Raw genomic sequence first — 23,475 nt, forward strand, 5'->3', positions numbered from 1 at the left:
TCGGCAAACAACATTGGCCCGACCCCAAGGGAGGGAAATCCGATGTTGTCACGACGCACGTTTCTGAACGGTACTTTGGGGGCCGGCTTATTGGCCTCGCAGGGCGCTCAACCCATCTCGGCTCAACCCATGCAGACCCAGCCGGCAAAAAAGCGAACGATCGTCGATGCCCAGGTCCATCTCTGGCAGGCCAATTCGCCCGAACGCCCATGGGTCGCCGGCATGAAGCCGCAACTGCCCGAACCTTTCACCATTGAAAAATTGCTCCCGCTGATGGATGAGGCCGGAGTCGACCGCGCCATCATCGTGCCGCCGAGCTGGGAAGGGGACCGGATCGATTACGCGCTCGAGGCGGCACAAAGATATCCCAGCAGATTTGGCGTGATGGGCCGTCTGCCGCTGAAGACGCAAATGACCGCCGACGATCTCGTGCGGTGGAAGGCGAGGCCGGGACTGCTTGGCATCCGGCTAACCTTCCTTGGTGCAACGGCCGCGGCCCTGACGGACGGCACGGCGGACTGGCTCTGGCCCGCCGCAGAAAAGGCCGGCGTCCCGATCATGTTTCTCACCGCCGGCACGCTTCCGCTCTTCGCCAAGATCGCCGAACGCCATCCAAACCTGACATTGATCATCGATCACATGGGCGTGTCGTCGCAGGTTGTCACTGAAAAGAAGATTCCAGTGGCGATCGACGATGCTGTTGCCCTTGCCAAGCATCAGAACATTTCAGTCAAGCTCTCGGCAGCGCCGGCCTATTCGTCGGAGACGTATCCGTTCGGCGACATGACGAATTACATTCAGCGGCTGTTCGATGCCTATGGACCACAGCGCTGTTATTGGGGCACCGACGTCACCAACGGATTTGCAAAGGCCACATATCGCGAACGGCTTGCGCATTTCATGCAGGAGCTGAAATTCCTCTCCGAAGAAGACAGGGATTGGATCATGGGGCGTGCGATCATCGCACGGTTGAAATGGAGCGAGGACCGATCGTGAGAATTCGAACGCTTGTTGGACTTGAACTCGTGGCGCAAAGCTGTTTTTTGGCGCCGTGATTGAAGGAGTATGATGATGTCTCATAAACACGCCGCAGCCAGCCGGCTGCTCGGGAAGTGTCTCGCCTTGGCCGGATTGGCCGCAATCGCACTGGCGCCGTTGCCGGTTCAGGCGCAAAGCAAATATCCGGATCGCCCGGTGAGGGTGATCCTGCCATTCGGCGCCGGTGGCGTCGCCGATATCACCACGCGCCTCGTGGCCGAGAAGCTGGGCGACAAGCTCGGTCAGCGCTTCGTGGTCGAGAATAACCCGGGTGCTGGCGGTGTGGCCGCGGCTCGCGCGGTGATGCAGTCACCCGCCGATGGTTATACGCTCGCGGTGTTCTCCAACGGCACCGCGATCAGCGTCAATCTGTTCAAGTCGCTTCCGTTCGATCCGGTGAAGGACTTCGTGCCGGTTTCGGCGATGGGCTATTTCGACCTGATCTTCGTGACCAACGCCAACGGTCCTTACAAGACGCTGGGCGATTTCATGAAGGCCGCGAAGGAAAAGCCGGGCGCGCTCAATGTCGGCACCATCGCCGCGGGTTCGACCCAAAATCTCGGTGCGGAATTGTTCAAGTCGGTGACCGGCCTCGATTTCGTGATCGTGCCGTTCAAGACCTCGGGCGACGTGCTGGTCGGTCTCGAGCGCGACGACGTACAGATGGGCACGGAATTCTACGCCGCCTTGCGTGGCGGTCTCGACGCCAAGAAGTTCATTCCGGTCGCTGTCTCCGGTCTGAAGCGCGGCGAATATCTGCCGGATGCGCCGACGGTGAAGGAGGCTGGCAACGTCGATTTCGAGGCGACCTCATGGAACGCCATCTTCGCCAAGGCCGGCACGCCGCCGGAGATTGTCGCGACCCTCAACAAGGCCCTCAACGAGGTCCTGGCCGACCCGGAAGTGCGCAAGAAGGCGCTTGAGATGGGCATCGAAGCGCGTGGCTCAACGCCGCAGGAACTCGAAGCCCGACTGAAGTCCGACATCGCGAAGTGGGGCAAGGTGATCGACACCGCGAAGATCGAGAAGCGTTAATTGAATGTCGGCTGTTTTTGACCTTTCAACCCGCCGGAAGCCTGCGTTCAAGCTTCCGGCGGGTTCAACCGACGCGCACTGCCATGTCTTCGGACCGGGCGATGTATTTCCCTATGCATCGAACCGGCGCTACACGCCGGACGATGCGCCGAAGGAAATGCTGAAGTCGTTACATGACTTTCTCGGTATCGATCGCGCGGTCATCGTGCAGGCGAGCTGCCACGGCAATGACAACCGGGCGATGCTCGATGCGCTGGCCTGGCGGCCGGACCATTATCGCGGTGTTGCAATCCTCGACGAGAATTCGTCCGGCAACGACATCGCGGCGATGGCGCGGGCCGGCGTGCGCGGGGCGCGCTTCAACTTCGTGAAGCATCTCGGCGGCTCGCCGGACATGGATGTGTTCAACAACATCCTGCGCCGCATCAAGCCGCTCGGCTGGCATGTGGTGCTGCATGTCGATGCGCCGGATATTATTCCGCTGTCGGACATGATCCGCAATCTGCCGCTGCCTTTCATCATCGATCACATGGGCCGCGTGCCGGCGAAGGACGGGCTCGACCAGAAGCCGTTATTGGCCTTGCTCGATCTCGCCAAGCTCGATCGCTGCTGGATCAAGGTCTGCGGCGCGGAGCGGATCGACTTCCCGCCTTATGACAAGGCGGTGCCGATCGCCAGGAAGATCGTCGACACGATTCCCGATCGCGTGTTGTGGGGGACGGATTTTCCGCACCCGAATTCGACGCACGAGGCCGATGAAGCCGATCTCGTCGATCTCATCCCGAAGATCGCGCCCGATCCCATGGTGCAGAAGAAGCTCCTGGTCGACAATCCGGCGAAGCTTTACGGGTTTTAGCATCGCAGCCAACACTTCTCTCCGCTCATTCCCGCACCCGGGTCTGCGCATCCAAGTCGCATAGAGCCGACTTGGACAACGAACTTGCCGATCTCGGGTAAACCCGAGATCGGAGCAGCCCAAGTGTAAACTCCAGCGGGAATCCAGGACACTGGGTCCCGCCTGCGCGGGGACGAGCGGGCAAGGGAGCTCTGTCTCACATCGATCCGTACAGCCATGCGATGCCGTCGAAGGACTGCGACGGCGTGCGGGCTGACAGCATCATGTCGCGCAGTTCGGCTGCGGGGCCGCGGGCGTGATAGAATTCGCCATAGATGCGGGCCATGATCTGCACCCGCGCCGTGCGCAGATAGCGCTGCTGCTGATAGGCCTGGAACGCGGCCGGCAGATCGTCGGGCTGCTCGGCCACTTTCTCCGCGAGCCACACCGCGTCTTCGGTCGCCTGGCAGGCGCCCTGGGCGAGATATTGCAGCATCGGATGGGCGGCATCGCCAAGGAGGGTCACGCGTCCCTTCGACCAGTTCTTGATCGGCTCGCGATCGCACAGCACCCAATAGCGCCAGGTCTCGATCCGCTCCAGCATCCGCAGCACTTCGGGCCGCTGGCCCTTGAAGTGGTCGAACAGGAGCTGCTTGTCGCCCTCGCTGTCCCAGCCCTCGGAATAATGGTCGGAATGGAAGACGGCGACGAGGTTGTAGAGTTCGCCCCGCCGCAGCGGATAATGCACGAAGTGGGTGCGGGGGCCGGCCCACAGGATCACGCCGGGCTGCCACAGGTCCGCCGGCACATCCTCTTTCTTCAGCACGGCCCGATAGGCGATGTGACCCGAGACGCGCGGCTTGCCGTCACCCACGACCCTGCCGCGGATTTTCGACCACAGGCCATCGCAGCCGATCAGGGCACGGCCCTTTATCCGCCCGCCGTTCTTGAGAACGGCCGTGGCGGTCTTTCCATCGTCCTCGAAATCGGCCACCTCGCGGCTGGTTTCCAGGGTGATCAGGCCTGAGCCCTGACAGGCTTTCAGGAAGGTGGCGTGAATGTCATGGCGGTGGGTGACCGCATAGGGCTGCTTGAACCGCCTGATGAATTCCTCATTGAGTGGGACTTCCGTGATCAGCTTGCCGGTCAGGGCATCGCGCATCTCCTGATGCGGCGGGACCCAGGCGTCGGCAAGGATCGCGTCCTTCAGGCCGATCTTGTCGAGGGCCATGAAGATGTTCGGGCCAAGCTGGATGCCGGCGCCGATTTCGCGGAAGTCATCCGATTGTTCGAGCACGCGGACCGGGAAGCCTTTCAGCGCCAAGGCATAGGCCGTTACCAGCCCGCCGATGCCGCCACCCACAATCAGAAACGGCAGATCCTGATCGTTCAACCCCGCCATGGGCGTAGTCTCCGTCGGAAAAACTCCTTTAAGCCCTAAGCTTTTTTGTCGGTTCTTCTTAATCGGATGGAGCGGCTCTGAAAACCGGCTCGGCATCATGCTCGAAGAAAAACCCGCCGTGGATGCACGGCGGGTCTTTTAATGCGATATGGCTACTTCGGTCTGGACGGCTTTGTTTCGATACGACAATCAGAAATCGTCCGGCAGCGCCACGGCGGTCCAGAATTCATGGTCGCAGGTGTCGCAGGACCACGTATGCCGGATGTGGCCTTGGCCTAGAAATTCGGTGGCTCTGGCGGCGAAGAGCATGTCGCCGCAACGCGGGCAAGCCGGCCTTTGAAACGCAGGATAGGGGGGGCAAGCCGGATCGCACGACGAGAGTCTCATGTCGGTCCTCCTCTTGTTATCCCCCGATGAGCATTGGCCGAGAGCAAGTCCCCCAATGAGTTTTGAAGGTGTACTGGCTGTTCATGGCAACATAGCGACTCATTTTCGAGCGTGACGTGTTCCTTCAGTGAATTTTCCGTACTCAACTGGTCTGTTTCCTTGCGGTCGAGATTTGCTAGTCAAATCAAAGACTAAGATGTGTTCTTCTCTGTCCGAAAGGGGAAAGAATGCAGATGAAAGCAAGGAATGATCTGGGTGAGACACCAGGCAAACGCCGTAGGAAACGATTTTATCCGCTGGGATAAATCGTCGCATGGCGCAGATCTGGGTCAGTGGCGGATCAGCCAGTGGCCTAGGGATAGCGTAGGTAGGACGCCAGATGGCCACCTTCGCCCTCTCAGGAGTGGCGGCAGCACTTCCATTGGACGCCCATTTCCGGGCGACAGCTGTTTCACCCATCGTCAAGAGCATCATTTTACCGGATGGTGGCTGCGCCAAATCAGCGCGGGTAGGGGCCACGCGCAGCCATATTTAGAGCCCACGCGATCGGAGCTTTGGCAGCTCAACGCTGCCGGTTATGCGAAAATTGCCAGTGGGGGAAGGGCGGCTCAACGGCCGCAGGGGTTATCGGGCCGCGACCGCCTGGCCCTGTGTGTCAGCCATAGTCGCAAACTAGATCACAGCCGATTCCAGTTTGGCTCCCGAGCCACCGATCACCTGTGCCACGATCTCAGCGGCGTTGTTGAGGGTGTTCTGAGCCAGATGGGCGTAGCGCTGTGTCGTGCGCGGCTGGGTATGGCCAAGCAGCCCTTGTACGACATAGAGCGAAACGCCCTCATTGACGAGGAAGCTGGCAAAGGAATGCCGCAGGTCGTGCAGGCGCACGCCTTCGAGGCCGGCGCGCTCCTTGATGCGTGTCCATGGAAAATGCAGCGACGGACACGGCCGGCCTGTAATCGGCGACGGAAAAATGTAGGGATTGTCGTCCAGCCTGGGGATGGAGCGCAGCAAAGCCATCGCCCGTCCGTTCAAGGCGATCACGCGCGGCCGTCCAGTTTTGGATATCGGCACCAGCAGCGTCCGCCGCTCCCAGTCGATATAGTCCCATTTGGCGTGCGAAACTTCGTTGCGCCGGGCTCCGGTCAGCAACAGCATCATGATTGTCTGCGCGGCAGATCGGTTTTCGTCGATATTGATCGACTCGATCAGCCGCTGTGTTTCTTCGGGAGAGAGAAAGCGGTCGCGCTGGACATCGGGCGCCGTATTCAATCCGAAGGTTGGATTCTCCTTCACCCCGGCAATTTTCCACTTGCGGGCGAGATTGAAGATGAAGCGGATCAAAATCAGCACGCGGTTGATGGTGCCGCTCGCATAGCCCCGGTCACGCATCCGCTGCATCAAGTCCGCGATGGCATCTCCTGTGATTTCGTCGAGAGGTTTGGTGCCAAGGACCGGCAGGATGTGAACGCGGAAAACGGTTTCGTCCGTTCTCCAGCTCCGTTTGTAAGCCTTGACGTGCGGCAGATAGCGGTCCCGGACCAGTTCGGCGAGGGTCGGGATCGCGCGCAACTCGCGCCGGCGAGCCTGCGGATCGTCACCCAAAAGGGCCTGCGCAAGAATAATGCGAGCCTTTTTGCGGGCCTGATCGAGCGTAATCGCATCGGCCGGGCCGATTTTGTATTGCCGCTCGCGGCCACGCTCATCCGTGTAGCGCTGGTAGAACGTCTTTCCTCCGGAACGGCGCACTTCGAGCATGAAGCCGCGCTGTTCGGAATCGAAGTAGTCGACCTTGGCCTTGCCGGGGCCGCATGTCGCACAATCCACGAATGGTCGGGTGAGAACGGCCTTGGGCATGAAACTCAACAACGCTTTTTTGACGAAGTTAATGTCACACCAAAGGACATTTACTCGTCAAGTCATTGTTTTAACAAGTATATTTTTAACGACAACTATGTCGTGTGTGACGAATTGCACGTCGCGCAAGATGACGAATATGTCGTAAATACGGACATCGTAGGCGAGGCGAGATGATCGGCGACAACCGACAAGCCAAATTTTCGGTTGTCCCGAACACGCGCTCGGTCAACCAGGAACGACGTGATTTCGCGGCCAAGGTGCGGGCGGCGAGGGCGTTGCTGGGCTGGAGTCAGGCTGAACTGGGACAGCGTGTTGGCGTGACGCAGCGCTCTATCAACCGGCTTGAACAGGCCAATGTCGACATTCGCCGGTCGACGGCAGTCGCCATAGAACAAGTTCTGCGCGACGAGGGCGTATCATTCGAAATCATTCAATCCGGCGGATTCAGGATTGTCGTTTTGCCGCGCTCTCACAAACGCTCTTAGATTGATGACGACGATGCTTGGGCTGGCGCGGGTCGCATTGTTGAAAACAGCGCCTTGCGATTGATCGTTACGCCGAGCGCCGCTGATCCTCGTTCAGAAAGTCCCGGACGGCGGCGAAGACGGCGCGAAACATTTGCGGCGTCAGCACGCCGGTATTCGTGTTGTAGCGCGAGCAATGATAGCTATCGAACAGCACGATATGGCCGAGACTGTTCTGCGCACCGTGGCCGAACTTGACGGCCGATTTGCGCGCCCCGAACGCCGTCACCACGGCATCGTGCGCGATGCGGCCGAGTGCGACGATCGCCTGCAAATCCGTCATCTCGCCAATGGTGGCTTCAAGGAATGAGCGGCAGGTCGCGATCTCGACCGGCGTTGGTTTGTTTTCTGGCGGTACGCAGCGCACCGCATTGGTGATCCGCGCATCGATCAGGTCGAGGCTGTCATCGACTCGCGCTTCGAAATGACCGTGCGCAAAGCCGTATTCGACCAGCGTCTGGTAAAGAAGGTCGCCAGCATAATCGCCCGTGAAGGGACGGCCAGTGCGATTAGCGCCCTGCAATCCGGGCGCGAGACCGACGATCAGAAGCCGCGCCGTCTTCGGTCCGAATGAACCAACCGGCGCGTTGAACCAGCCCGGCTCTTCCTCACGCCATCGCATCCTGAATTCGGCCAGGCGGGGGCAGAGCGGGCAGTCGCGTCCGGGCTTTCCGCTGTCGCGAATGAATGCTGGATTCTCAGTCCTCGAAGTCGTCGCCATCGGGACCAATGGGCGCGCGCTGCGAAGCAGGCCGCTGCAGGAATTGCGGGGTATGCGACCGGGTTTCGCGTCCTTCGCGTGGCTCCCGGTGGGTGGCCGGACGCTCCGCCGGATCGCGGCCAACCTTGCTCTGCAAATGAATGATGTCGATAAATTCGTCGGCTTGCCGTCGCAATTCATCCGCCACCATGGGCGGCTGTGACGACATGGTGGAGACGACTGTGACGCGAACCCCGCGCCGCTGCATCGCCTCGATCAGGGATCGGAAGTCGCCGTCGCCGGAAAACAGCACCATGTGATCGATCGAGCCGGCCAGTTCCATGGCGTCGACGGCGAGCTCGATGTCCATATTGCCCTTCACCTTGCGGCGCCCGGTCTGGTCGACAAATTCTTTCGTGGCCTTGGTCACCACGGTGTAGCCATTGTAGTCGAGCCAATCGATCAGTGGGCGGATCGACGAGTATTCCTGATCCTCGATCACCGCCGTGTAGTAAAAAGCGCGCAAGAGATAGCCACGGGACTGGAATTCGCGCAGCAAACGCTTGTAATCGATATCAAAACCCAGAGATTTTGCTGTCGCGTAAAGATTTGCACCGTCAATGAACAGGGCTGTCTTTTCCAGATTCGATGCCATCGCTCAATTTTGTCCTTATCTCGTTCAGCAACCAGCCGCGGCGACGGTAATGTTCAATCCGTCGCGCCAGCGGACGACGCGGGACAACACAAGATGAAGCCTTGAAAAAACCCCAGATGCGCCGCGAAATCTGCCGCCCCTACGCACTAGTCCGCAGTGGGCCAATTTGTTCCCAAACAGTTGTTAATACTTTGCTCGTTAACAGGGTCAGATCGGCCCTCCAAGTTAAAAAGCCAAGTCCTTGAGCGTAAATTACTTCTTGCGGATTCGGGGGCATGCGGGTACCAACGACGCTAATTTCCAGGTGAATAACCCGCAATACAAGGAGTGACGAGCCCATGGCCCGTGTCACCGTAGAAGATTGCATTGACAAGGTTGAAAACCGCTTCGAACTCGTGCTGCTCGCCAGCCATCGCGCGCGCATGGTTTCGTCCGGTGCTCAGATCACTGTCGACCGCGACAATGACAAGAACCCGGTCGTCGCTCTTCGTGAGATCGCCGAAACGACGATCTCTCCGGGCGACCTGAAGGAAGACCTGATCCACTCGCTGCAGAAGTATGTCGAGGTCGACGAGCCTGAAGCAGAAGCGCCGCTGATCGGCACGTCTGGTTCGGCCGATGCCGACGACACCGATGTTGCGATGGAGCACATGAGCGAGGAAGAGCTGCTGCGCGGGCTGGAAGGTCTGACGCCGCCGGAAGCTCAGCCGGAGGAAGAGGAATAAGCGCTGTCGCGCTTCTTTCAGAAGGCCCGGCTTGCTCGCCGGGCCTTTTTGTTTCTTAACCCTCGTGATCGGTCTTGCCGCCACGTTCAAACGCCGTGATATCATTTCTTTAGGAGGTTGGACAAAAGGGTGTCCGGCCGGAGCGGATCATGGCGCGGTCTAACCCACAACTGCCCCGCATGCAGAACCAGTCCCGTGCTCGTGCACCGCTGGAACTCGCGGCGGCACGTCCATCGTCCGACACCGAAAAGCCAAAGCGGCCGGCCAAGCCGCAAATGATGCGGCAATACGAACTGGTTGACCGGGTCCGTCGCTACAATCCGGATACGGATGAAGCGCTTCTGAATCGCGCCTATGTCTACGCGATGAAAGCTCATGGCGAGCAAAAGCGCGCATCGGGCGATCCATATTTCTCGCATCCGCTCGAGGTCGCGGCGATCCTGACCGACCTGCAGCTCGATGATGCCACTGTTACGGCTGCGCTGCTGCACGACACGATCGAGGATACGCCGGCGACACGGGCGGAAATCGACGAACTGTTCGGGCCCGAGATCGGTGCACTGGTCGAAGGTCTCACCAAGCTGAAGAAGCTCGACCTCGTCACCAAGGAAGCCAAGCAGGCCGAAAATCTCCGCAAGCTGCTGCTTGCGATCGCTGACGATGTGCGCGTGCTGCTAGTGAAGCTCGCCGATCGTCTGCACAACATGCGCACTCTGCATCACGTTCGGCCGGATACGCGGCGCCGGATGGCTGAAGAGACCCTGGATATCTATGCGCCGCTTGCCGGCCGTATGGGTATGCAGGAGATGCGGGAAGAGCTTGAAGACCTTTCATTCCGCGAACTCTATCCGGACGCCTATAATGTCGTAACCGAGCGGCTGCTGACACTGGGTTTGCGTAACAAGGATCTCACCATCGACATCGAGCAGCAGCTCACGCGCAAACTTGCCGATCGCGGCATCGCTGCCACTGTCAAAGGCCGCCAGAAGCGTGCCTATTCGATCTGGCGCAAGATGGAACGCAAGTCGGTCGGCTTCGAACAACTGTCGGACATCTTTGCGTTCCGCGTCATCGTGAACACGGTGGCGGAGTGCTACCAAGCGGTTGGTGTTGTTCACACAACCTGGCCGGTGGTGCCGGGGCGTTTCAAGGATTACATCTCGACACCCAAGCAGAACGATTATCGCTCCATCCATACGACCGTGGTCGGTCCTGGCAAGCAGCGCGTCGAATTGCAGGTCCGCACCAAGGAGATGGACGATATTGCCGAATACGGAATCGCCGCGCACGCCCTGTACAAGGATGCAAACGTTTCACCGTCCGAGATGCTGTCGCGCGAATCCAACGCTTATGCGTGGCTGCGTCGAACGATCGAGCTTCTTTCCGAAGGTTCAAGCTCGGAGGAGTTTCTCGAACATACCAAGCTCGAGTTATTCCACGATCAGGTGTTCTGCTTTACGCCGAAGGGAAAGCTGATTGCGCTGCCGCGTCATGCAACGCCGATTGACTTTGCCTATGCGGTCCATACCGACGTCGGCAACATGGCCGTCGGCGCCAAGATCAACGGCAAGATCGCGCCGCTGGCGTCGGAACTGCAGAATGGCGACGAAGTCGAGATCATTACCTCGAAAGCGCAGAAAGCGCCGCCGGCAGCGTGGGAGTCCATCGTCGTCACCGGCAAGGCCCGCGCCTCAATCCGCCGCGCCACACGGGTCGCCGTGCGAAGCCAGTATGCCGGCCTGGGCCGACGAATTGTCGATCGATTGTTTCATCGCGCCAAGAAGGAATATTCCGACGAGAAGCTGCAGGGCGCCTTGCCGCGTCTTGCCCGCGCTTCAATCGAAGAGGTCATGGCAGCCGTTGGTCGTGGCGAAATGAAAGCGTCCGACGTGGCCCGCGCCATGTATCCCGATTACCTGGAAGAGCGTGCGGCGCTGGCCGCGCCGAAGGGCGATAGCTCCTGGTTCGGTCTACGAGGTGCCAAGGCGGTCAAAGCCAAGCTGCCGGCGGGTGATCTTCCCGGCGCCATTCCGGTCCGCGGCATCAATAGCGATCTGCCAGTGCGGTTCGCACCCAATGGAGGCGCAGTGCCGGGCGACCGTATTGTCGGAATCCTGACGCCGGGCGAGGGCATTACCATTTATCCAATCCAGTCGCCGACGCTGAAAGAGTTCGAGGATCGGCCGGAAGCCTGGCTCGATTTGCGATGGGACATGGACGAGCGCGAACCGCAGCGTTTTCCAGCCCAGATCGTGGTGCAGTCTGTGAACGAGCCTGGTTCGCTGGCACAAGTGGCGCAGGTGATCGCCGAAAACGATGGCAATATCGATAACATCCATATGACGCGGCAATCACCGGATTTCACGACTTTGACGATTGACCTCGAAGTGTATGACCTTAAGCATCTGACGGCGATCATCGCGCAATTGCGTGCCAAACCTGTCGTGGCAAGTGCCGCACGTGTGAATGGATGACGAGAAACGGATCGTGTCGCAAGCACCTTACCTTCGCCTCGGCGTGAATATCGATCACGTCGCAACCATCCGCAACGCCCGTGGCGGGCGGCATCCCGATCCGGTGCGTGCGGCAAAGCTTGCGGTGGCGGCCGGAGCCGATGGCATCACGGCGCATCTGCGCGAAGACCGCAGGCATATCCGCGATGAGGATATCGCGCGGCTGAAAGCCGAAATCGACAAGCCGCTGAATTTCGAAATGGCCGCGACCGAGGACATGATCGCTATTGCCGTGCGCACACGACCGCACGCAGCCTGCCTTGTGCCGGAACGCCGCGCCGAACGCACGACCGAAGGCGGACTGGATGCCGCCGGCCAGAAGAACGTCATTGGCAGTGCAGTAAAAACGCTGTCCGATGCCGGCATCCGCGTGTCGTTGTTCATCGCCGCGGACCAACGCCAGATCGAAGCCGCTCATGCCGCCGGCGCGCCGGTCATCGAACTGCATACCGGTTCCTGGTGTGAAGCGTTGCTGGAAGGCGATGCAGATGTGGCGACAAAGGAATTCGAACGGCTGGCGAAGTCAGCCGCGTTCGCCAAAAGTCTTGGCCTCGAAGTGCATGCTGGCCACGGGCTCGATTATGCGAGCGCCGAAACCATCGCGGCTCTACCCGAAATCGTCGAACTCAACATTGGGCATTTCCTGATCGGCGAGGCTGTTTTTGTCGGTCTGGACAATGCGATCGGAACCATGCGTGGTGCGATGGACCGCGGACGCGGAGCATGATGCCGAAAAAGCCTGTCCCGGACTTGATCGGGATGTGAAACGGTTTTCGGACAACATCATGCTCCATTATAAAGGAATCGATCACGTTCATGGTTTTGGATCGTTTCGATCCAAAATCATCGTGATCTAAGGCGAAGGCAGCATGATCCTCGGTCTCGGCTCAGATCTCGTCAATATCCGCCGCATCGAGAAGGTGCTGGAGCGGCACGGCGACCGGTTCATTCAGCGCATCTTCACCCCGATCGAGCAGGCTAAGGCCGAACGGCGTGCGACAAGGATCGATACCTATGCCAAGCGGTTTGCCGCAAAGGAGGCATGCTCAAAGGCGCTGGGGACCGGTTTTCGAAAAGGGGTCTTCTTTCGCGACATGGGCGTCGTGAATTTGCCGTCAGGGCGCCCCACCATGTCGCTGACAGGTGGTGCGCTGGCGCGGCTGAAGGACATCACCCCGGACGGCTTCGAAGCCCGGATCGATATCAGTCTGACGGACGAATATCCGCTGGCGCAGGCCATCGTGATCATCTCGGCGGTCCCGCTCAAACCGAACTGACCGGTCAGTCACTGGCTTTTGATGAACAGCATCAGCCGCTTAAAGGAAATATGTCGTTTCGTTGCGTGGCCCGCGGCCAGCCGCTACAAGGACGCGCCTGCCACTATCTCCCGGACAAGAGGCTAAATGAGCGTGACCAGCACCAAGCGGAAGGAAGGCGGATTCGGTGAAACCGTCCGCGTCATTGTCCATGCGCTCATCATCGCCCTGGTGATCCGCACATTCCTGTTCCAGCCCTTCAACATCCCCTCCGGGTCAATGAAGGAGACATTGCTGGTCGGCGATTACCTGTTCGTGTCGAAATATTCCTACGGCTACAGCCAATATTCATTCCCGCTATCGCCGCCGCTGTTCAACGGCCGCATTTTCGGATCGCCCCCGGACCGGGGTGATGTGGTCGTTTTTCGTCTGCCGAAGGACGACTCGACCGACTACATTAAGCGCGTGATCGGTCTGCCGGGCGACCGCATCCAGATGATCAACGGTCTTCTGCATATCAATGGCGAGCCGGTGAAGCGCGAGCGGATCGACGATTTCATCGAGACCGAGGAATCGGATCGTGCGATTCGTGTGAAGCGCTGGCGCGAGACCTTGCCGAACGGGGTCAGCTACACGACGCTCGATCTGCAGGACAACGGCTTCTACGACAACACGCAGGAATATGTCGTACCTGCCGACCATTATTTTATGATGGGCGACAATCGCGATAACTCGACCGATAGCCGCGTGCTCAGTCAGGTCGGTTACGTGCCGTTCAGCCACCTGATCGGCCGCGCACAGATCATCTTTTTCTCGGTCCGTGAAGGCGATCGGGCATGGCAAGTCTGGCTGTGGCCGTGGAGCGTGCGCTGGGACCGCATTTTCAAGATCGTCCGATGAGCCGCGCGGCGGATGATACTCCGCCCAAGTTACCGGCGCGCGCACGCCGTGCCGCCGGTGCGGTCAAGCAGAAAGCGGCTGTCTCAGTCGATGCCGGGGACGCGCCGCGCAAGGTCAAACGCAAGGCAAAGCCCAAAGCGTCCGCGCTCGAAACCACGATCGGTTATCGGTTCGGCGATCAGGCATTGCTTGAGAGCGCGCTGACGCACATCTCGGCCTTGAAAGGTCAGGGGCGTATCGGCAGCTACCAACGACTTGAATTTCTCGGCGACCATGTTCTGGGTCTTGCGGTATCGGAAATGCTTTTCGAAGCGTTTCCGAAGGCGGAGGAAGGCGAGCTCTCGCGCCGTCTGGCCGATCTGGTGCGCAGGGAAAGCTGCGCCGAGGTCGCCCGCAGCATCGATCTTGGCGCCTCGCTGCGGCTCGGCGCCTCGGAAATCCGTGCTGGCGGCCGCACCCGGATTGCAATCCTGGCCGATGTCTGCGAGTCGCTGATCGGGGCGGTGTTCCTCGATGGCGGCTACAAGGCTGCAAAAGCGCTTGTCGTGCGTTACTGGTCAGACCGGATGCTGAAACCGGCGCGGCCGCTGCGCGATCCAAAAACCGTGTTGCAGGAATGGGCGCAGGCGCGGGGGCTGCCGACCCCGACCTATCGCGAAGTGGAGCGCACCGGCCCGCACCACGATCCAGTCTTCAAGGTGGCCGTGCAGTTGCCGCAGCGCGAGCCGGCGGAGGGCAAGGGCCGCTCCAAACGCGCAGCCGAACAGGCTGCGGCCGAGGCGATGCTGAAACGCGAAGGTGTGCGGACTGATGTCTGAGTCCAACGAACATTCAACCCCGGAAACGCAAACGCGCTGCGGCTTCGTCGCGCTGATCGGGGCCCCCAATGCCGGCAAGTCGACGCTGATCAACGCGCTGGTCGAAAGCAAGGTCTCGATCGTCAGCCACAAGGTGCAGACGACGCGCATGCCGGTGCGCGGAATCGCCATCGAAGGCGCATCGCAACTGATCTTCATCGATACGCCGGGCATTTTCGCGCCGAAGCGCCGGCTCGATCGCGCGATGGTCACCAGCGCCTGGTCGGGTGCGCATGACGCTGATCTGACCGGGTTGCTGATTGACGCGCGCAAGGGACTCGATGCTGAAAACGAAGCGATCGTGTCCAAGCTGCCGGATGTGTCTGGCAAGAAATTTTTGCTGTTGAACAAGGTCGATGTGGTCGACAAACCGGCGTTGCTGGCGCTCGCAACTGCGCTGAACGAACGCGCAAAATTTGAGACCACTTTCATGATCTCGGCGTTGACCGGCGACGGCGTCGCTGATGTGCGGACCTGGCTTGCCGGGCAAGTGCCGCTCGGGCCATGGCATTATCCGGAAGACCAGATCTCGGATGCGCCGATGCGCCAGCTTGCGGCGGAAATCACCCGTGAGAAGCTGTTCCATCGCCTGCACCAGGAGCTGCCGTATCAATCGACGGTCGAAACCGAACTCTGGAAAGAGATGAAGGACGGCTCGGTACGCATCGAGCAGACGATCTATGTCGAGCGCGACAGCCAGAAGAAGATCGTCATCGGCAAGGGCGGGCAGACACTGAAATCGATCGGCGCCGATGCCCGCAAGGAAATATCAAGCATTATCGAAGGCCCGGTGCACCTGTTCCTGTTCGTCAAAGTCCGCGAAGGCTGGGGGGATGATCCCGAGCGATATCGCGAAATGGGCCTGGAGTTCCCGAGAGGGGACACCTGACAACCGGGTCTCGTTGCCCGGTTTGTATTTCGTGCGAAGCAGTCTATCTCCGTCAGTGGACGACGACGCAAAGCGCGGCCATCGATGGCAAAACGAACCGGCAGTGCCGATCTTCCCCTGCATGGCGGGCGCGTGCCGCCATGGCTGGCGGAGCGTATGGCGAGCCTGGGCGCCGTCATTTGCCAGGCCATCGTGCACCACTATGGCCGCGATGAATTTCTGCAGCGTCTGTCGCATCCCTTCTGGTTCCAGTCTTTCGGCGCCGTCATGGGCATGGACTGGCATTCATCCGGCATCACGACGAGCGTGATCGGGGCACTGAAACGCGGCCTTGGGCCGTTGCAGGGAGAGTTGGGCATCCATGTCTGCGGCGGACGCGGCAAGCATTCGCGCCGCACACCGGAAGAGCTGACATCACTTGGCGAGCGTATCGGTTTCGACGGACAGGCTTTGACGCGTGCGAGCCGGCTGGTCGCGAAAGTTGATAGCGCCGCCGTGCAGGACGGTTTCGATCTTTATCTGCACGGCTTCTTCGTGACCGATGACGGGAAATGGACGGTCGTGCAGCAGGGCATGAACGGCGACAAACGCCAGGCGCGCCGCTACCATTGGCATTCGGAGAATCTGACGAGCTTTGTCGACGAGCCGCACAGCGCCATCGATGGCCCAAGCCAGGGCGAGATTGTCAATCTCACCGACAAGCGCGCCGAACGATCGCGCTCGGCGCAGCTCGATCTTCTCGACGCCCTCGGGCCCGATGGCATCGTCCGCGAATATGCCGGCCTCATCGAAGAGCCGCAGGCGCAGCCGTTGCTGCCGCATCTGATCATGCCGGCGCACCATGACGTGCGGTCAAGCGATGTATTCACGCGCCGTCTGCATGGAACGCTGGCGGCTGCCGCCGAACGGGGGCCGGTCGATTTTCCGGACCTGCTGCTAACGCCGGGCGTCGGCGCGCGCACTGTGCAGTCGCTGGCGATGGTTGCCGAAGTGGTTCACGGCACGCCCTATCGCTTTCGCGATCCGGCGCGGTTCTCGCTCGCCCATGGCGGCAAGGACCGTCATCCTTATCCGGTGCCGATCAAGGTCTATGACGAGACGATCCGCGTTCTGAAATCCGCTGTCCGGAAAGCAAAACTCGGGCGCGAGGAGGAGATGCAAGCGGTCAGGCGCCTCGACGATCAGGCGCGTCAGCTTGAAAGCACGGCAACAGGCCCATCGTTTGAAGCCTTTATCGCCGGCGAGCGACATGTGTCGGCGTCGTTGGGCGGACGGTCGGTCTTTGGCTGGGAAGAAGACCTGGTCAAAACCGGAAAGGTGCGGCGGGGCTGATGCTGAAAGACAACGCGGCTCGACAAAGCCACCCGGATCGGATCATGTCATCGCATGCACTGGACTGACGACGGATTTGTCCTTGGCATCAAGCGGCATGGCGAGGCGAGCGCCATCCTCGAATTGATGACGCGCGCGCATGGGCGCCATCTCGGCCTTGTACGAGGTGGGGCAGGGACACGCATGCGGCCGGTTCTGCAGCCGGGCAATCTGGTGCGCGCCGACTGGCGCGCTCGGCTTGATGATCATCTTGGCAGCTACACGGTCGAAGGGCTGGCGCTGCGGGCCGGAGGCTTGTTCTCCGATCCGCATGCTGTGTTCGCCGTCACGCATCTTGCCGCATTGGCACGGCTGTTGCCGGAACGCGATCCGCACGAGATTGTTTTCGATAGCCTTGAAGTCATCGTCGAGCATCTAGCCGATGCGGCACTCGCTGCAGCGCTTATCGTGCGATTTGAAGTGCTGATGTTGTCCGAGTTGGGCTTCGGTCTTGATCTGGACTCGTGCGCGGCGACCGGCACATCATCGGATCTGATTTATGTTTCTCCGAAATCGGGGCGGGCGGTGTCGCGCGGGGCTGGCGAGCCGTGGCGTGACCGCATGCTGGTACTGCCGGCCTACATCAACAGCGACTACGAGGGGCCGGTCAGTGCCAAGGATATCGATGATGGTTTCAAGCTGACCGGGTTCTTCCTGGCCCGTCACGTCCTTGAACCGCGTGGTGTGACGCTGCCGGACGCGCGGGCGCATTTCATCCAGGCCGTACGCCGTACACTTCCAGATGCCGCGTAAAAGCAAAAGGCCGGTCCCTGAAGACCGGCCTTCCGAATTTGGGCGATCAAACGGATGCGATCAGTGGCAGATGCGTTCCCGCCAACAACGCTGATAGGGATAATACCCTGAGCAGCGGCGGACATAATAGCAGCGGGGGCGATAACGGTAGCCATAACCGCCGTAATATTGCGCGGGCGTGAAAAGCCCCTGAACATCGAGCGATGTGCCTGTACTCGGCGTACTGGCCGGCGCGGCAACGGCCGCAGAGCCAATTGCCCCGATGCCGACTGCGACAGCGAGCGCGATAAGAACCTTTCTCATAACTTTGATCTCCATATGCACCTTTGAAGACGCAACGGACGCTGCGTCTTTTCAGTCGATGGAAAATCTCGTGCCGGATCTTGTTCGGAAACGAGTTCAGTCAAAGCCACCCAGCCGCCGACGGTCCCTATGCGGCCACGTTACAAAGCTACCACGAAAAACAGCAGGTTCCTGTGACTTTGGAACCTCTGCCGATAAATCATGCGTGACGATGCGCGCGGCCGGACAAAATTGAGATGGCCGCTGCCAGACCGGAAGAGCGATCTGGTCTGGTCTGTCCTGGCGACGAGAGCCGGTTTGCGGCGAATTGCCGTGACCGCGGGCGTTCATGGCTTGTTCATTGGCTTTCTGCGGAGTACCCAACGCCATGGCTACACGAGTGATTCCCCCGTCGGACAAGGACATTCAGGAGATCGGGCTGCGGGATGCGCTGGAAGAGCGCTATCTCGCCTATGCCCTCTCGACCATCATGCATCGGGCATTGCCGGATGCGCGGGACGGGCTGAAGCCCGTTCACCGCCGCATTCTCTACGGCATGAACCTGCTGCGGCTCGATCCGGGCTCGACGCCAAAGAAGTCGGCGAAGATCGTCGGCGACGTGATGGGTAATTTCCATCCGCATGGCGACCAAGCCATTTACGACGCGCTGGTGCGCTTGGCGCAGGATTTCTCCTCACGTTATCCGCTGATCGACGGGCAGGGGAATTTCGGCAATATCGACGGCGATAATGCCGCCGCCTATCGTTACACCGAAGCGCGCATGACCGAGGTCGCGCGACTCCTGCTCGAGGGGATCAACGAGAACGCCGTCGACTTCCGTCCGAACTATGACGGCTTGTCGGAAGAGCCCGTGGTGCTGCCGGGCGCGTTTCCAAACCTCCTGGCCAATGGTTCACAGGGCATCGCGGTCGGCATGGCGACGTCGATCCCGCCGCATAACGCGGCCGAACTTTGTGACGCAGCCCTGTTCCTGATCGACAATCCCAATGCGCGTTCCAAGACGCTGCTGAAATACGTGCCGGGTCCGGATTTCCCGACCGGCGGCATCGTGGTCGACAGCAGGGAGGCGATTGCCGAGGCCTATACGACGGGTCGTGGCGGTTTCCGTATCCGCGCGCGCTGGGCCAAGGAGGATGGCGGCCGTGGTTCCTATCAGATCGTGGTCACCGAAATCCCGTGGTTGGTCCAGAAGTCCCGGCTGATCGAACGCATCGCCGAATTGCTGAACGAGCGCAAACTGCCGCTGGTCGGCGACATCCGCGATGAATCGACATCGGACGTGCGCATCGTCATCGAGCCGAAAACGCGAACGGTCGACCCGGTATTGTTGATGGAGTCGCTGTTCAAGGTGAGCGAGCTGGAAAGCCGCATTCCCTTGAACATGAACGTGCTCGTCAAGGGCCGCATCCCGCGCGTCATCGGCCTCGCCGAAGCCTTGCGTGAATGGCTGGATCATCGCCGCGATGTACTGGTGCGCCGGTCGCAGTTCCGGCTGGATGCGATCGAGCATCGGCTGGAAGTGCTTGGCGGCTATCTGATCGCCTATTTGAATCTCGACAAGGTGATCAAGATCATCCGGACCGAGGACGAGCCCAAGCCCGTCCTGATCAAGACCTTTACACTGACCGAGGTTCAGGCCGACGCCATTCTCAACATGCGTTTGCGCAACTTGCGCAAGCTCGAGGAGATGGAAATCCGCGGCGAGGACAAGGCTCTGCGCGACGAGCGCAAGAAGCTGAAATCGCTGCTCGCCTCCGAGCCGGAGCAATGGAAGACTGTTGCCGGCGAGATCAGGAACGTGCGCGAGACTTTCGGTCCGAAAACCGCGCTCGGCAAGCGCCGCACGAGCTTCGGTCAGGTGCAGGATGTCGAACAGGAACTGGCAGAAATTCTGGTCGAACGCGAACCGGTCACCGTCGTCGTGTCGGAAAAAGGCTGGGTGCGCGCACTGCGCGGCCACGTCACCGATCTGTCCGGCGTTGCTTTCAAGTCGGACGATTCACTGCAATTCGCTTTCCCGGCGGAAACGACTTCGAAATGCGTGTTCTTTGCCAGCAACGGCAAGTTCTACACCATCGATGCATCCAAACTTCCCGGCGGTCGAGGGCATGGCGAGCCGGTGCGGTTGTTCATCGATCTCGAAGGTGAGGCGTCGATCGTCGCGGCCTTCAAGTTCCAGGGCGGCCGCAAATTCCTCGTTGCTTCGGCGGAGGGCAAAGGCTTCATCGTTCCGGAGGACGAGTGTCTCGCCAACACGCGCAAGGGCAAGCAGGTGATGAATATCAAGGCGCCCGACGCTGCGGTAGCGATCACGCTGATCGAGGGCGATCAGGTTGCGGTGATTGGCGAAAATCGCAAGCTGCTGATTTTCCCGCTCGACCAGGTGCCGGAGATGACACGCGGTGCCGGCGTTCGTCTGCAGCGCTACAAGGACGGCAAGCTGTCGGACATCATGACCTTCCCGGCCAAGGACGGGATGACCTGGTTTGATTCCGCGGGCCGCACCAATGTGACGACCACGAAGGAATTGGCCGATTGGCGCGGCAATCGGTCCGATGCCGGCCGCCTGCCGCCGAAAGGCTTCCCGCGCAGCAACAAGTTCGGAAAGAGCATCGGATAGAGCGCGTTTTCGAGCGAAGTGGATACCGGTTCGCGTGAAGAAAACGCGTCAACTAAGCTAAAGCGTGCGCGCTACAGCTCGGCGCGCACCCACCCTTGCGACATCAGCCGCTCCTGCGGCAGGTAACGGCTCTTGTAATCCATCTTGCGCGAGCCGCGCACCCAATAGCCGAGATAGACGTAAGGCAGCTTCATCTCTTTGGCGCGCGCGATGTGATCGAGGATCATCAATGTGCCAAGCGAGCGCGCCTCTTCCTCCGGCTCGAAGAACGAATAGACCATTGACAGGCCGTCGCTCAGGATATCGGTCAGGGCGACGGCGATCAGCGGCCCGTTGCGGCTGGTCGATGACGGGTTCTTGAGCCGGTATTCCACCATGCGGGTCTCGACATGGCTGTCTTCGACCATCATCGCGTAGTCGAGCACGGTCATGTCGGCCATGCCGCCGTCGCGATGACGGGAATCGAGATAGGCGCGGAAAACCGAATACTGCTCTGAGCTCGGCACCGCCGAGCGCATTTCGCCGACGATATCGGCGTTGCGCTGCTCGACCCGGCGCATCGAGCGGGTCGGCACGAAATCGTCCGCCACGACACGGACCGAGACGCAGGCGCGGCAGGTCTCGCAGGCTGGGCGATAGGCGATCGACTGGCTGCGGCGGAACCCGCCATGGGTGAGGAGGTCGTTCAGACCGGGGGCACGGTCACCCACAAGGTGCGTAAACACCTTTCGCTCCTCCTTGCCGGCCAGATAGGGGCAGGGTGAGGGGGCCGTCAGGTAGAATTGCGGCGTATCGCGCGAATGCTGGGTCACTGTCCACCCAACCGAGTCATCGAACCCGAATCTTCTCCCGTCCGGGCTCTGTCGTCAAATGTTGCCCTGCGGCAGCCGTCCACAAGCGTCACCGGGTTGGGCGCAGGGCGCCAGCTCTTGCCGGATTGTTGATCACGACCGTCCCGACCAGGAAATCATGCAGCAGGCGGCCGCGAGCGTTGAAGAAGCACACCAGCAGGATCAGGGGAGTCAGGACGCTGACCGTCACCCAGAAGACGATGGCGTGGACAGCGCCCAGCACGAAATAGGCCGGCGAGCCGTACCAGGTGCGCATTTCGATATCCATCGTGCGCATGCCGAGCGTGGCCGAACGCGGACCGCCGAGCGTCGCGCCATAGTAAAACAGCGCCCAGACCACGGCGATGGCCGGCATCAGACCGAACAGGACGAAGCCGAAGCCAAGGGTCACGATTCCGACCGCGAAAAAGAACAAGGCGAGGACGACGAGCGGGATCGCGAGAATGATGAGATCGATCAGGAAAGCGATCACCCGCCGCGCGGGCACGCCGTCGAATAATTCCGGGTTGGTTTCCGGATCGTAAGCGTGCGGCTTCAGATCGTTGGAGACTCCAAGGCGCTGCTGGTCATCCGTCATGATATCATTGCCGGTTCGGCGCTCCAGCCATCTACCATTTCATTATAGCACATGACGAAGCCGATGTCGTTGTGCGAGCGATCACTAAGTACAAGTGATCGCTAACGGGAAGTGACCTATATTCACTTCCGTTTCACGAGGATGCGAACGCGCAAAAATGGTCACGCTGCACGAGATCCAGGATGCCCAGACGATACTGGCCGGCCGCGTGCTTCGCACGCCGATGCTGCCGGCACCGAAACTGTCCGAAATCACGGGCGCCGAGATTTTCGTAAAATACGAAAACCTTCAGGTGACCAATTCGTTCAAGGAGCGCGGCGCCCTCAACAAGCTTGCGACATTGAATGCGGTCGAGCGGGCGCGTGGGGTCATCGCCATGTCGGCCGGCAATCATGCGCAGGCCGTGGCTTATCATGCGGCTCGGCTTGGCATTGCGGCGACCATCGTCATGCCGGTGACGACGCCGGCGGTGAAAGTTGCGGCCACGAAGGCCCATGGCGCAACCGTCGTGCTGTTCGGCGAGACGGTCGCCGAGGCGCAGGCCCGCGCCGAAGAATTGCAGGCCGAGTACAATCTCCTGTTCATTCACCCTTATGACGATCCGCGCATCATCGCCGGGCAGGGGACCATTGCGATCGAAATGCTCGATGATCGCTCTGATCTCGACTGCCTGGTGATCCCGATTGGCGGTGGCGGGCTGATCTCCGGCAACGCCATTGCTGCCAAGGCGATCAATCCGAATATCGATATCGTCGGTGTCGAGGCGGAGCTTTATCCTTCGGTCTGGAATGCCTTGCACAAACAGGACCGGCCGATCGGCGGCTCGACATTGGCGGAAGGCATTGCGGTGAAGAACGTCGGCAGGCTGACATTGCCGATTATCCGCGAGCTTGTGTCCGATGTCATTCTGGTCAGCGAGTCGCAGCTCGAACGCGCGGTGAATGCTTATCTGACGCTGCAAAAGACAATGGCCGAAGGGGCCGGCGCTGCCGGCCTTGCGGCGATGCTAAAGGATCCGGAACGCTTCCGCGGCAAGCGGGTTGGGCTTGTTCTCTGCGGCGGCAATATCGACCCGCGCATCCTTGCGTCAATTATGGTCCGCGAGCTGGAGCGCGGCGAACAGATCGTCTCATTCCGCCTCACGATTCCAGACCGGCCCGGCATCCTTGGCCTGATCGCAAGCCGTCTCGGTCATCTCGGCGCCAATATCCTCGAAGTTGATCACAAGCGGCTGTTCCTCGACGTGCCGGCCAAGGGCGCGCGGCTTGACGTAACGGTCGAAACACGGGATCGCGCCCATGCCGAAGAGATTCTTACGGCCATGGCCGAGGATGGTTATCACCCGGTGCGCTTGCAGGGTGGGGATGTGAAGGAGTGATAAGATACAATCGATGTGATCAAGGCTCGCTCTCCCCGCTCATTCCCGC

The 23,475-nt window shown here is 60.3% G+C and carries 22 protein-coding genes; 15 read left to right on the plus strand and 7 right to left on the minus strand.

Features of this window, described 5'->3' with window-relative positions:
* The first annotated feature begins 42 nt into the window (after window positions 1-42).
* From CAK95_RS22285 to CAK95_RS22295, 3 genes are all read left to right on the plus strand, one after another.
* Window positions 43-996 carry an amidohydrolase family protein gene (locus CAK95_RS22285; protein WP_086089916.1) on the plus strand — a complete coding sequence of 318 codons (954 nt, stop codon included), beginning with the start codon at window positions 43-45 and terminating at the stop codon, window positions 994-996.
* A 75-nt stretch (window positions 997-1,071) separates the two neighbouring features.
* Window positions 1,072-2,073, plus strand: coding sequence for a Bug family tripartite tricarboxylate transporter substrate binding protein (locus tag CAK95_RS22290; protein ID WP_157699701.1), 1,002 nt, complete (start codon window positions 1,072-1,074; stop codon window positions 2,071-2,073).
* A 4-nt stretch (window positions 2,074-2,077) separates the two neighbouring features.
* The gene (locus CAK95_RS22295) at window positions 2,078-2,929 is read left to right on the plus strand and encodes an amidohydrolase family protein (protein ID WP_086089918.1); all 852 of its coding nucleotides are present in this window, start codon (window positions 2,078-2,080) and stop codon (window positions 2,927-2,929) included.
* A gap of 196 nt (window positions 2,930-3,125) precedes the next feature.
* Here CAK95_RS22295 and CAK95_RS22300 read toward each other — a convergent pair whose 3' ends face one another.
* Window positions 3,126-4,310 carry a 3-hydroxybenzoate 6-monooxygenase gene (locus CAK95_RS22300; RefSeq protein WP_086089919.1) on the minus strand — a complete coding sequence of 395 codons (1,185 nt, stop codon included), beginning with the start codon at window positions 4,308-4,310 and terminating at the stop codon, window positions 3,126-3,128.
* A gap of 1,059 nt (window positions 4,311-5,369) precedes the next feature.
* Entirely contained in the window at window positions 5,370-6,551 is a 1,182-nt protein-coding gene (locus CAK95_RS22305; RefSeq protein WP_086089920.1) for a tyrosine-type recombinase/integrase, read from the minus strand.
* A gap of 173 nt (window positions 6,552-6,724) precedes the next feature.
* Here CAK95_RS22305 and CAK95_RS22310 point away from each other — a divergent pair, with 173 nt between their 5' ends.
* Complete coding sequence (locus CAK95_RS22310; RefSeq protein WP_086089921.1) at window positions 6,725-7,039, plus strand: helix-turn-helix transcriptional regulator; 315 nt, start codon at window positions 6,725-6,727, stop codon at window positions 7,037-7,039.
* 67 nt (window positions 7,040-7,106) lie between these two features.
* Here the strand turns inward: CAK95_RS22310 and CAK95_RS22315 are convergent, their stop codons facing one another.
* Complete coding sequence (locus CAK95_RS22315; RefSeq protein ID WP_086089922.1) at window positions 7,107-7,799, minus strand: uracil-DNA glycosylase; 693 nt, start codon at window positions 7,797-7,799, stop codon at window positions 7,107-7,109.
* On the minus strand, window positions 7,777-8,433 hold the full coding sequence (locus CAK95_RS22320) for a LabA-like NYN domain-containing protein (protein ID WP_086089923.1): 657 nt from the start codon (window positions 8,431-8,433) through the stop codon (window positions 7,777-7,779). Before CAK95_RS22320 ends, CAK95_RS22315 begins: the two co-directional genes overlap by 23 nt.
* 338 nt (window positions 8,434-8,771) lie before the next feature.
* Between CAK95_RS22320 and rpoZ the strand changes: the two genes are divergently transcribed.
* From rpoZ to recO, 9 genes are all read left to right on the plus strand, one after another.
* Window positions 8,772-9,158 (plus strand): DNA-directed RNA polymerase subunit omega, encoded by a 387-nt coding sequence (rpoZ, locus tag CAK95_RS22325; protein WP_086089924.1) that lies wholly within the window; start codon window positions 8,772-8,774, stop codon window positions 9,156-9,158.
* Between the two features lie 179 nt (window positions 9,159-9,337).
* Window positions 9,338-11,632, plus strand: coding sequence for a RelA/SpoT family protein (locus CAK95_RS22330; RefSeq protein ID WP_086089925.1), 2,295 nt, complete (start codon window positions 9,338-9,340; stop codon window positions 11,630-11,632).
* Window positions 11,625-12,398 (plus strand): pyridoxine 5'-phosphate synthase, encoded by a 774-nt coding sequence (locus CAK95_RS22335; RefSeq protein WP_086089926.1) that lies wholly within the window; start codon window positions 11,625-11,627, stop codon window positions 12,396-12,398. The genes CAK95_RS22330 and CAK95_RS22335 overlap by 8 nt, the downstream gene beginning before the upstream one ends.
* Window positions 12,399-12,540: 142 nt before the next feature.
* Window positions 12,541-12,948 (plus strand): holo-ACP synthase, encoded by a 408-nt coding sequence (gene acpS / locus CAK95_RS22340; RefSeq protein WP_086089927.1) that lies wholly within the window; start codon window positions 12,541-12,543, stop codon window positions 12,946-12,948.
* A 126-nt stretch (window positions 12,949-13,074) separates the two neighbouring features.
* Complete coding sequence (gene lepB, locus CAK95_RS22345) at window positions 13,075-13,827, plus strand: signal peptidase I (RefSeq protein ID WP_086089928.1); 753 nt, start codon at window positions 13,075-13,077, stop codon at window positions 13,825-13,827.
* Window positions 13,764-14,645 (plus strand): ribonuclease III, encoded by an 882-nt coding sequence (gene rnc, locus CAK95_RS22350; RefSeq protein WP_086089929.1) that lies wholly within the window; start codon window positions 13,764-13,766, stop codon window positions 14,643-14,645. Before lepB ends, rnc begins: the two co-directional genes overlap by 64 nt.
* A complete protein-coding gene (gene era, locus CAK95_RS22355; RefSeq protein WP_086089930.1) occupies window positions 14,638-15,573 on the plus strand; it encodes a GTPase Era in 936 nt (311 codons plus the stop codon). The genes rnc and era overlap by 8 nt, the downstream gene beginning before the upstream one ends.
* 84 nt (window positions 15,574-15,657) lie before the next feature.
* Window positions 15,658-16,905, plus strand: a complete 1,248-nt coding sequence (locus CAK95_RS22360; RefSeq protein WP_086089931.1) for a DUF763 domain-containing protein — start codon at window positions 15,658-15,660, stop codon at window positions 16,903-16,905.
* Between the two features lie 54 nt (window positions 16,906-16,959).
* Entirely contained in the window at window positions 16,960-17,697 is a 738-nt protein-coding gene (recO, locus tag CAK95_RS22365; protein WP_086089932.1) for a DNA repair protein RecO, read from the plus strand.
* A gap of 60 nt (window positions 17,698-17,757) precedes the next feature.
* Here the strand turns inward: recO and CAK95_RS22370 are convergent, their stop codons facing one another.
* Complete coding sequence (locus tag CAK95_RS22370; RefSeq protein WP_147413504.1) at window positions 17,758-18,000, minus strand: hypothetical protein; 243 nt, start codon at window positions 17,998-18,000, stop codon at window positions 17,758-17,760.
* A gap of 367 nt (window positions 18,001-18,367) precedes the next feature.
* On the opposite strand from CAK95_RS22370, the gene parC reads away from it, so the two are divergent.
* On the plus strand, window positions 18,368-20,620 hold the full coding sequence (parC, locus tag CAK95_RS22375; protein ID WP_086089934.1) for a DNA topoisomerase IV subunit A: 2,253 nt from the start codon (window positions 18,368-18,370) through the stop codon (window positions 20,618-20,620).
* A gap of 71 nt (window positions 20,621-20,691) precedes the next feature.
* On the opposite strand, the gene CAK95_RS22380 is transcribed toward parC, so the two are convergent.
* Window positions 20,692-21,432, minus strand: a complete 741-nt coding sequence (locus CAK95_RS22380; RefSeq protein ID WP_086089935.1) for an arginyltransferase — start codon at window positions 21,430-21,432, stop codon at window positions 20,692-20,694.
* Window positions 21,433-21,520: 88 nt separating this feature from the next.
* The gene (locus CAK95_RS22385) at window positions 21,521-22,048 is read right to left on the minus strand and encodes an RDD family protein (protein WP_086089936.1); all 528 of its coding nucleotides are present in this window, start codon (window positions 22,046-22,048) and stop codon (window positions 21,521-21,523) included.
* 157 nt (window positions 22,049-22,205) lie between these two features.
* Here CAK95_RS22385 and CAK95_RS22390 point away from each other — a divergent pair, with 157 nt between their 5' ends.
* Complete coding sequence (locus CAK95_RS22390) at window positions 22,206-23,426, plus strand: threonine ammonia-lyase (RefSeq protein WP_086089937.1); 1,221 nt, start codon at window positions 22,206-22,208, stop codon at window positions 23,424-23,426.
* Window positions 23,427-23,475 lie beyond the last annotated feature (49 nt).

The organism is Pseudorhodoplanes sinuspersici, assembly GCF_002119765.1.
GTDB classification, from domain to species: Bacteria; Pseudomonadota; Alphaproteobacteria; order Rhizobiales; family Xanthobacteraceae; genus Pseudorhodoplanes; species Pseudorhodoplanes sinuspersici.

Coding starts and splice junctions, on each gene's coding strand:
- CAK95_RS22390 (WP_086089937.1), top strand. CDS start 22,206: ATGGTCACGCTGCACGAGATCCAGGATGCCCAGACGATACTGGCCGGC.
- CAK95_RS22310 (WP_086089921.1), top strand. CDS start 6,725: ATGATCGGCGACAACCGACAAGCCAAATTTTCGGTTGTCCCGAACACG.
- CAK95_RS22315 (WP_086089922.1), bottom strand. CDS start 7,799: ATGGCGACGACTTCGAGGACTGAGAATCCAGCATTCATTCGCGACAGC.
- rnc (WP_086089929.1), top strand. CDS start 13,764: ATGGCAAGTCTGGCTGTGGCCGTGGAGCGTGCGCTGGGACCGCATTTT.
- CAK95_RS22330 (WP_086089925.1), top strand. CDS start 9,338: ATGCAGAACCAGTCCCGTGCTCGTGCACCGCTGGAACTCGCGGCGGCA.
- CAK95_RS22370 (WP_147413504.1), bottom strand. CDS start 18,000: ATGAGAAAGGTTCTTATCGCGCTCGCTGTCGCAGTCGGCATCGGGGCA.
- CAK95_RS22295 (WP_086089918.1), top strand. CDS start 2,078: ATGTCGGCTGTTTTTGACCTTTCAACCCGCCGGAAGCCTGCGTTCAAG.
- lepB (WP_086089928.1), top strand. CDS start 13,075: ATGAGCGTGACCAGCACCAAGCGGAAGGAAGGCGGATTCGGTGAAACC.
- CAK95_RS22320 (WP_086089923.1), bottom strand. CDS start 8,433: ATGGCATCGAATCTGGAAAAGACAGCCCTGTTCATTGACGGTGCAAAT.
- parC (WP_086089934.1), top strand. CDS start 18,368: ATGGCTACACGAGTGATTCCCCCGTCGGACAAGGACATTCAGGAGATC.
- CAK95_RS22300 (WP_086089919.1), bottom strand. CDS start 4,310: ATGGCGGGGTTGAACGATCAGGATCTGCCGTTTCTGATTGTGGGTGGC.
- rpoZ (WP_086089924.1), top strand. CDS start 8,772: ATGGCCCGTGTCACCGTAGAAGATTGCATTGACAAGGTTGAAAACCGC.
- era (WP_086089930.1), top strand. CDS start 14,638: ATGTCTGAGTCCAACGAACATTCAACCCCGGAAACGCAAACGCGCTGC.
- acpS (WP_086089927.1), top strand. CDS start 12,541: ATGATCCTCGGTCTCGGCTCAGATCTCGTCAATATCCGCCGCATCGAG.
- CAK95_RS22360 (WP_086089931.1), top strand. CDS start 15,658: ATGGCAAAACGAACCGGCAGTGCCGATCTTCCCCTGCATGGCGGGCGC.
- CAK95_RS22385 (WP_086089936.1), bottom strand. CDS start 22,048: ATGACGGATGACCAGCAGCGCCTTGGAGTCTCCAACGATCTGAAGCCG.
- CAK95_RS22290 (WP_157699701.1), top strand. CDS start 1,072: ATGTCTCATAAACACGCCGCAGCCAGCCGGCTGCTCGGGAAGTGTCTC.
- CAK95_RS22285 (WP_086089916.1), top strand. CDS start 43: ATGTTGTCACGACGCACGTTTCTGAACGGTACTTTGGGGGCCGGCTTA.
- CAK95_RS22305 (WP_086089920.1), bottom strand. CDS start 6,551: ATGCCCAAGGCCGTTCTCACCCGACCATTCGTGGATTGTGCGACATGC.
- recO (WP_086089932.1), top strand. CDS start 16,960: ATGCACTGGACTGACGACGGATTTGTCCTTGGCATCAAGCGGCATGGC.
- CAK95_RS22335 (WP_086089926.1), top strand. CDS start 11,625: ATGGATGACGAGAAACGGATCGTGTCGCAAGCACCTTACCTTCGCCTC.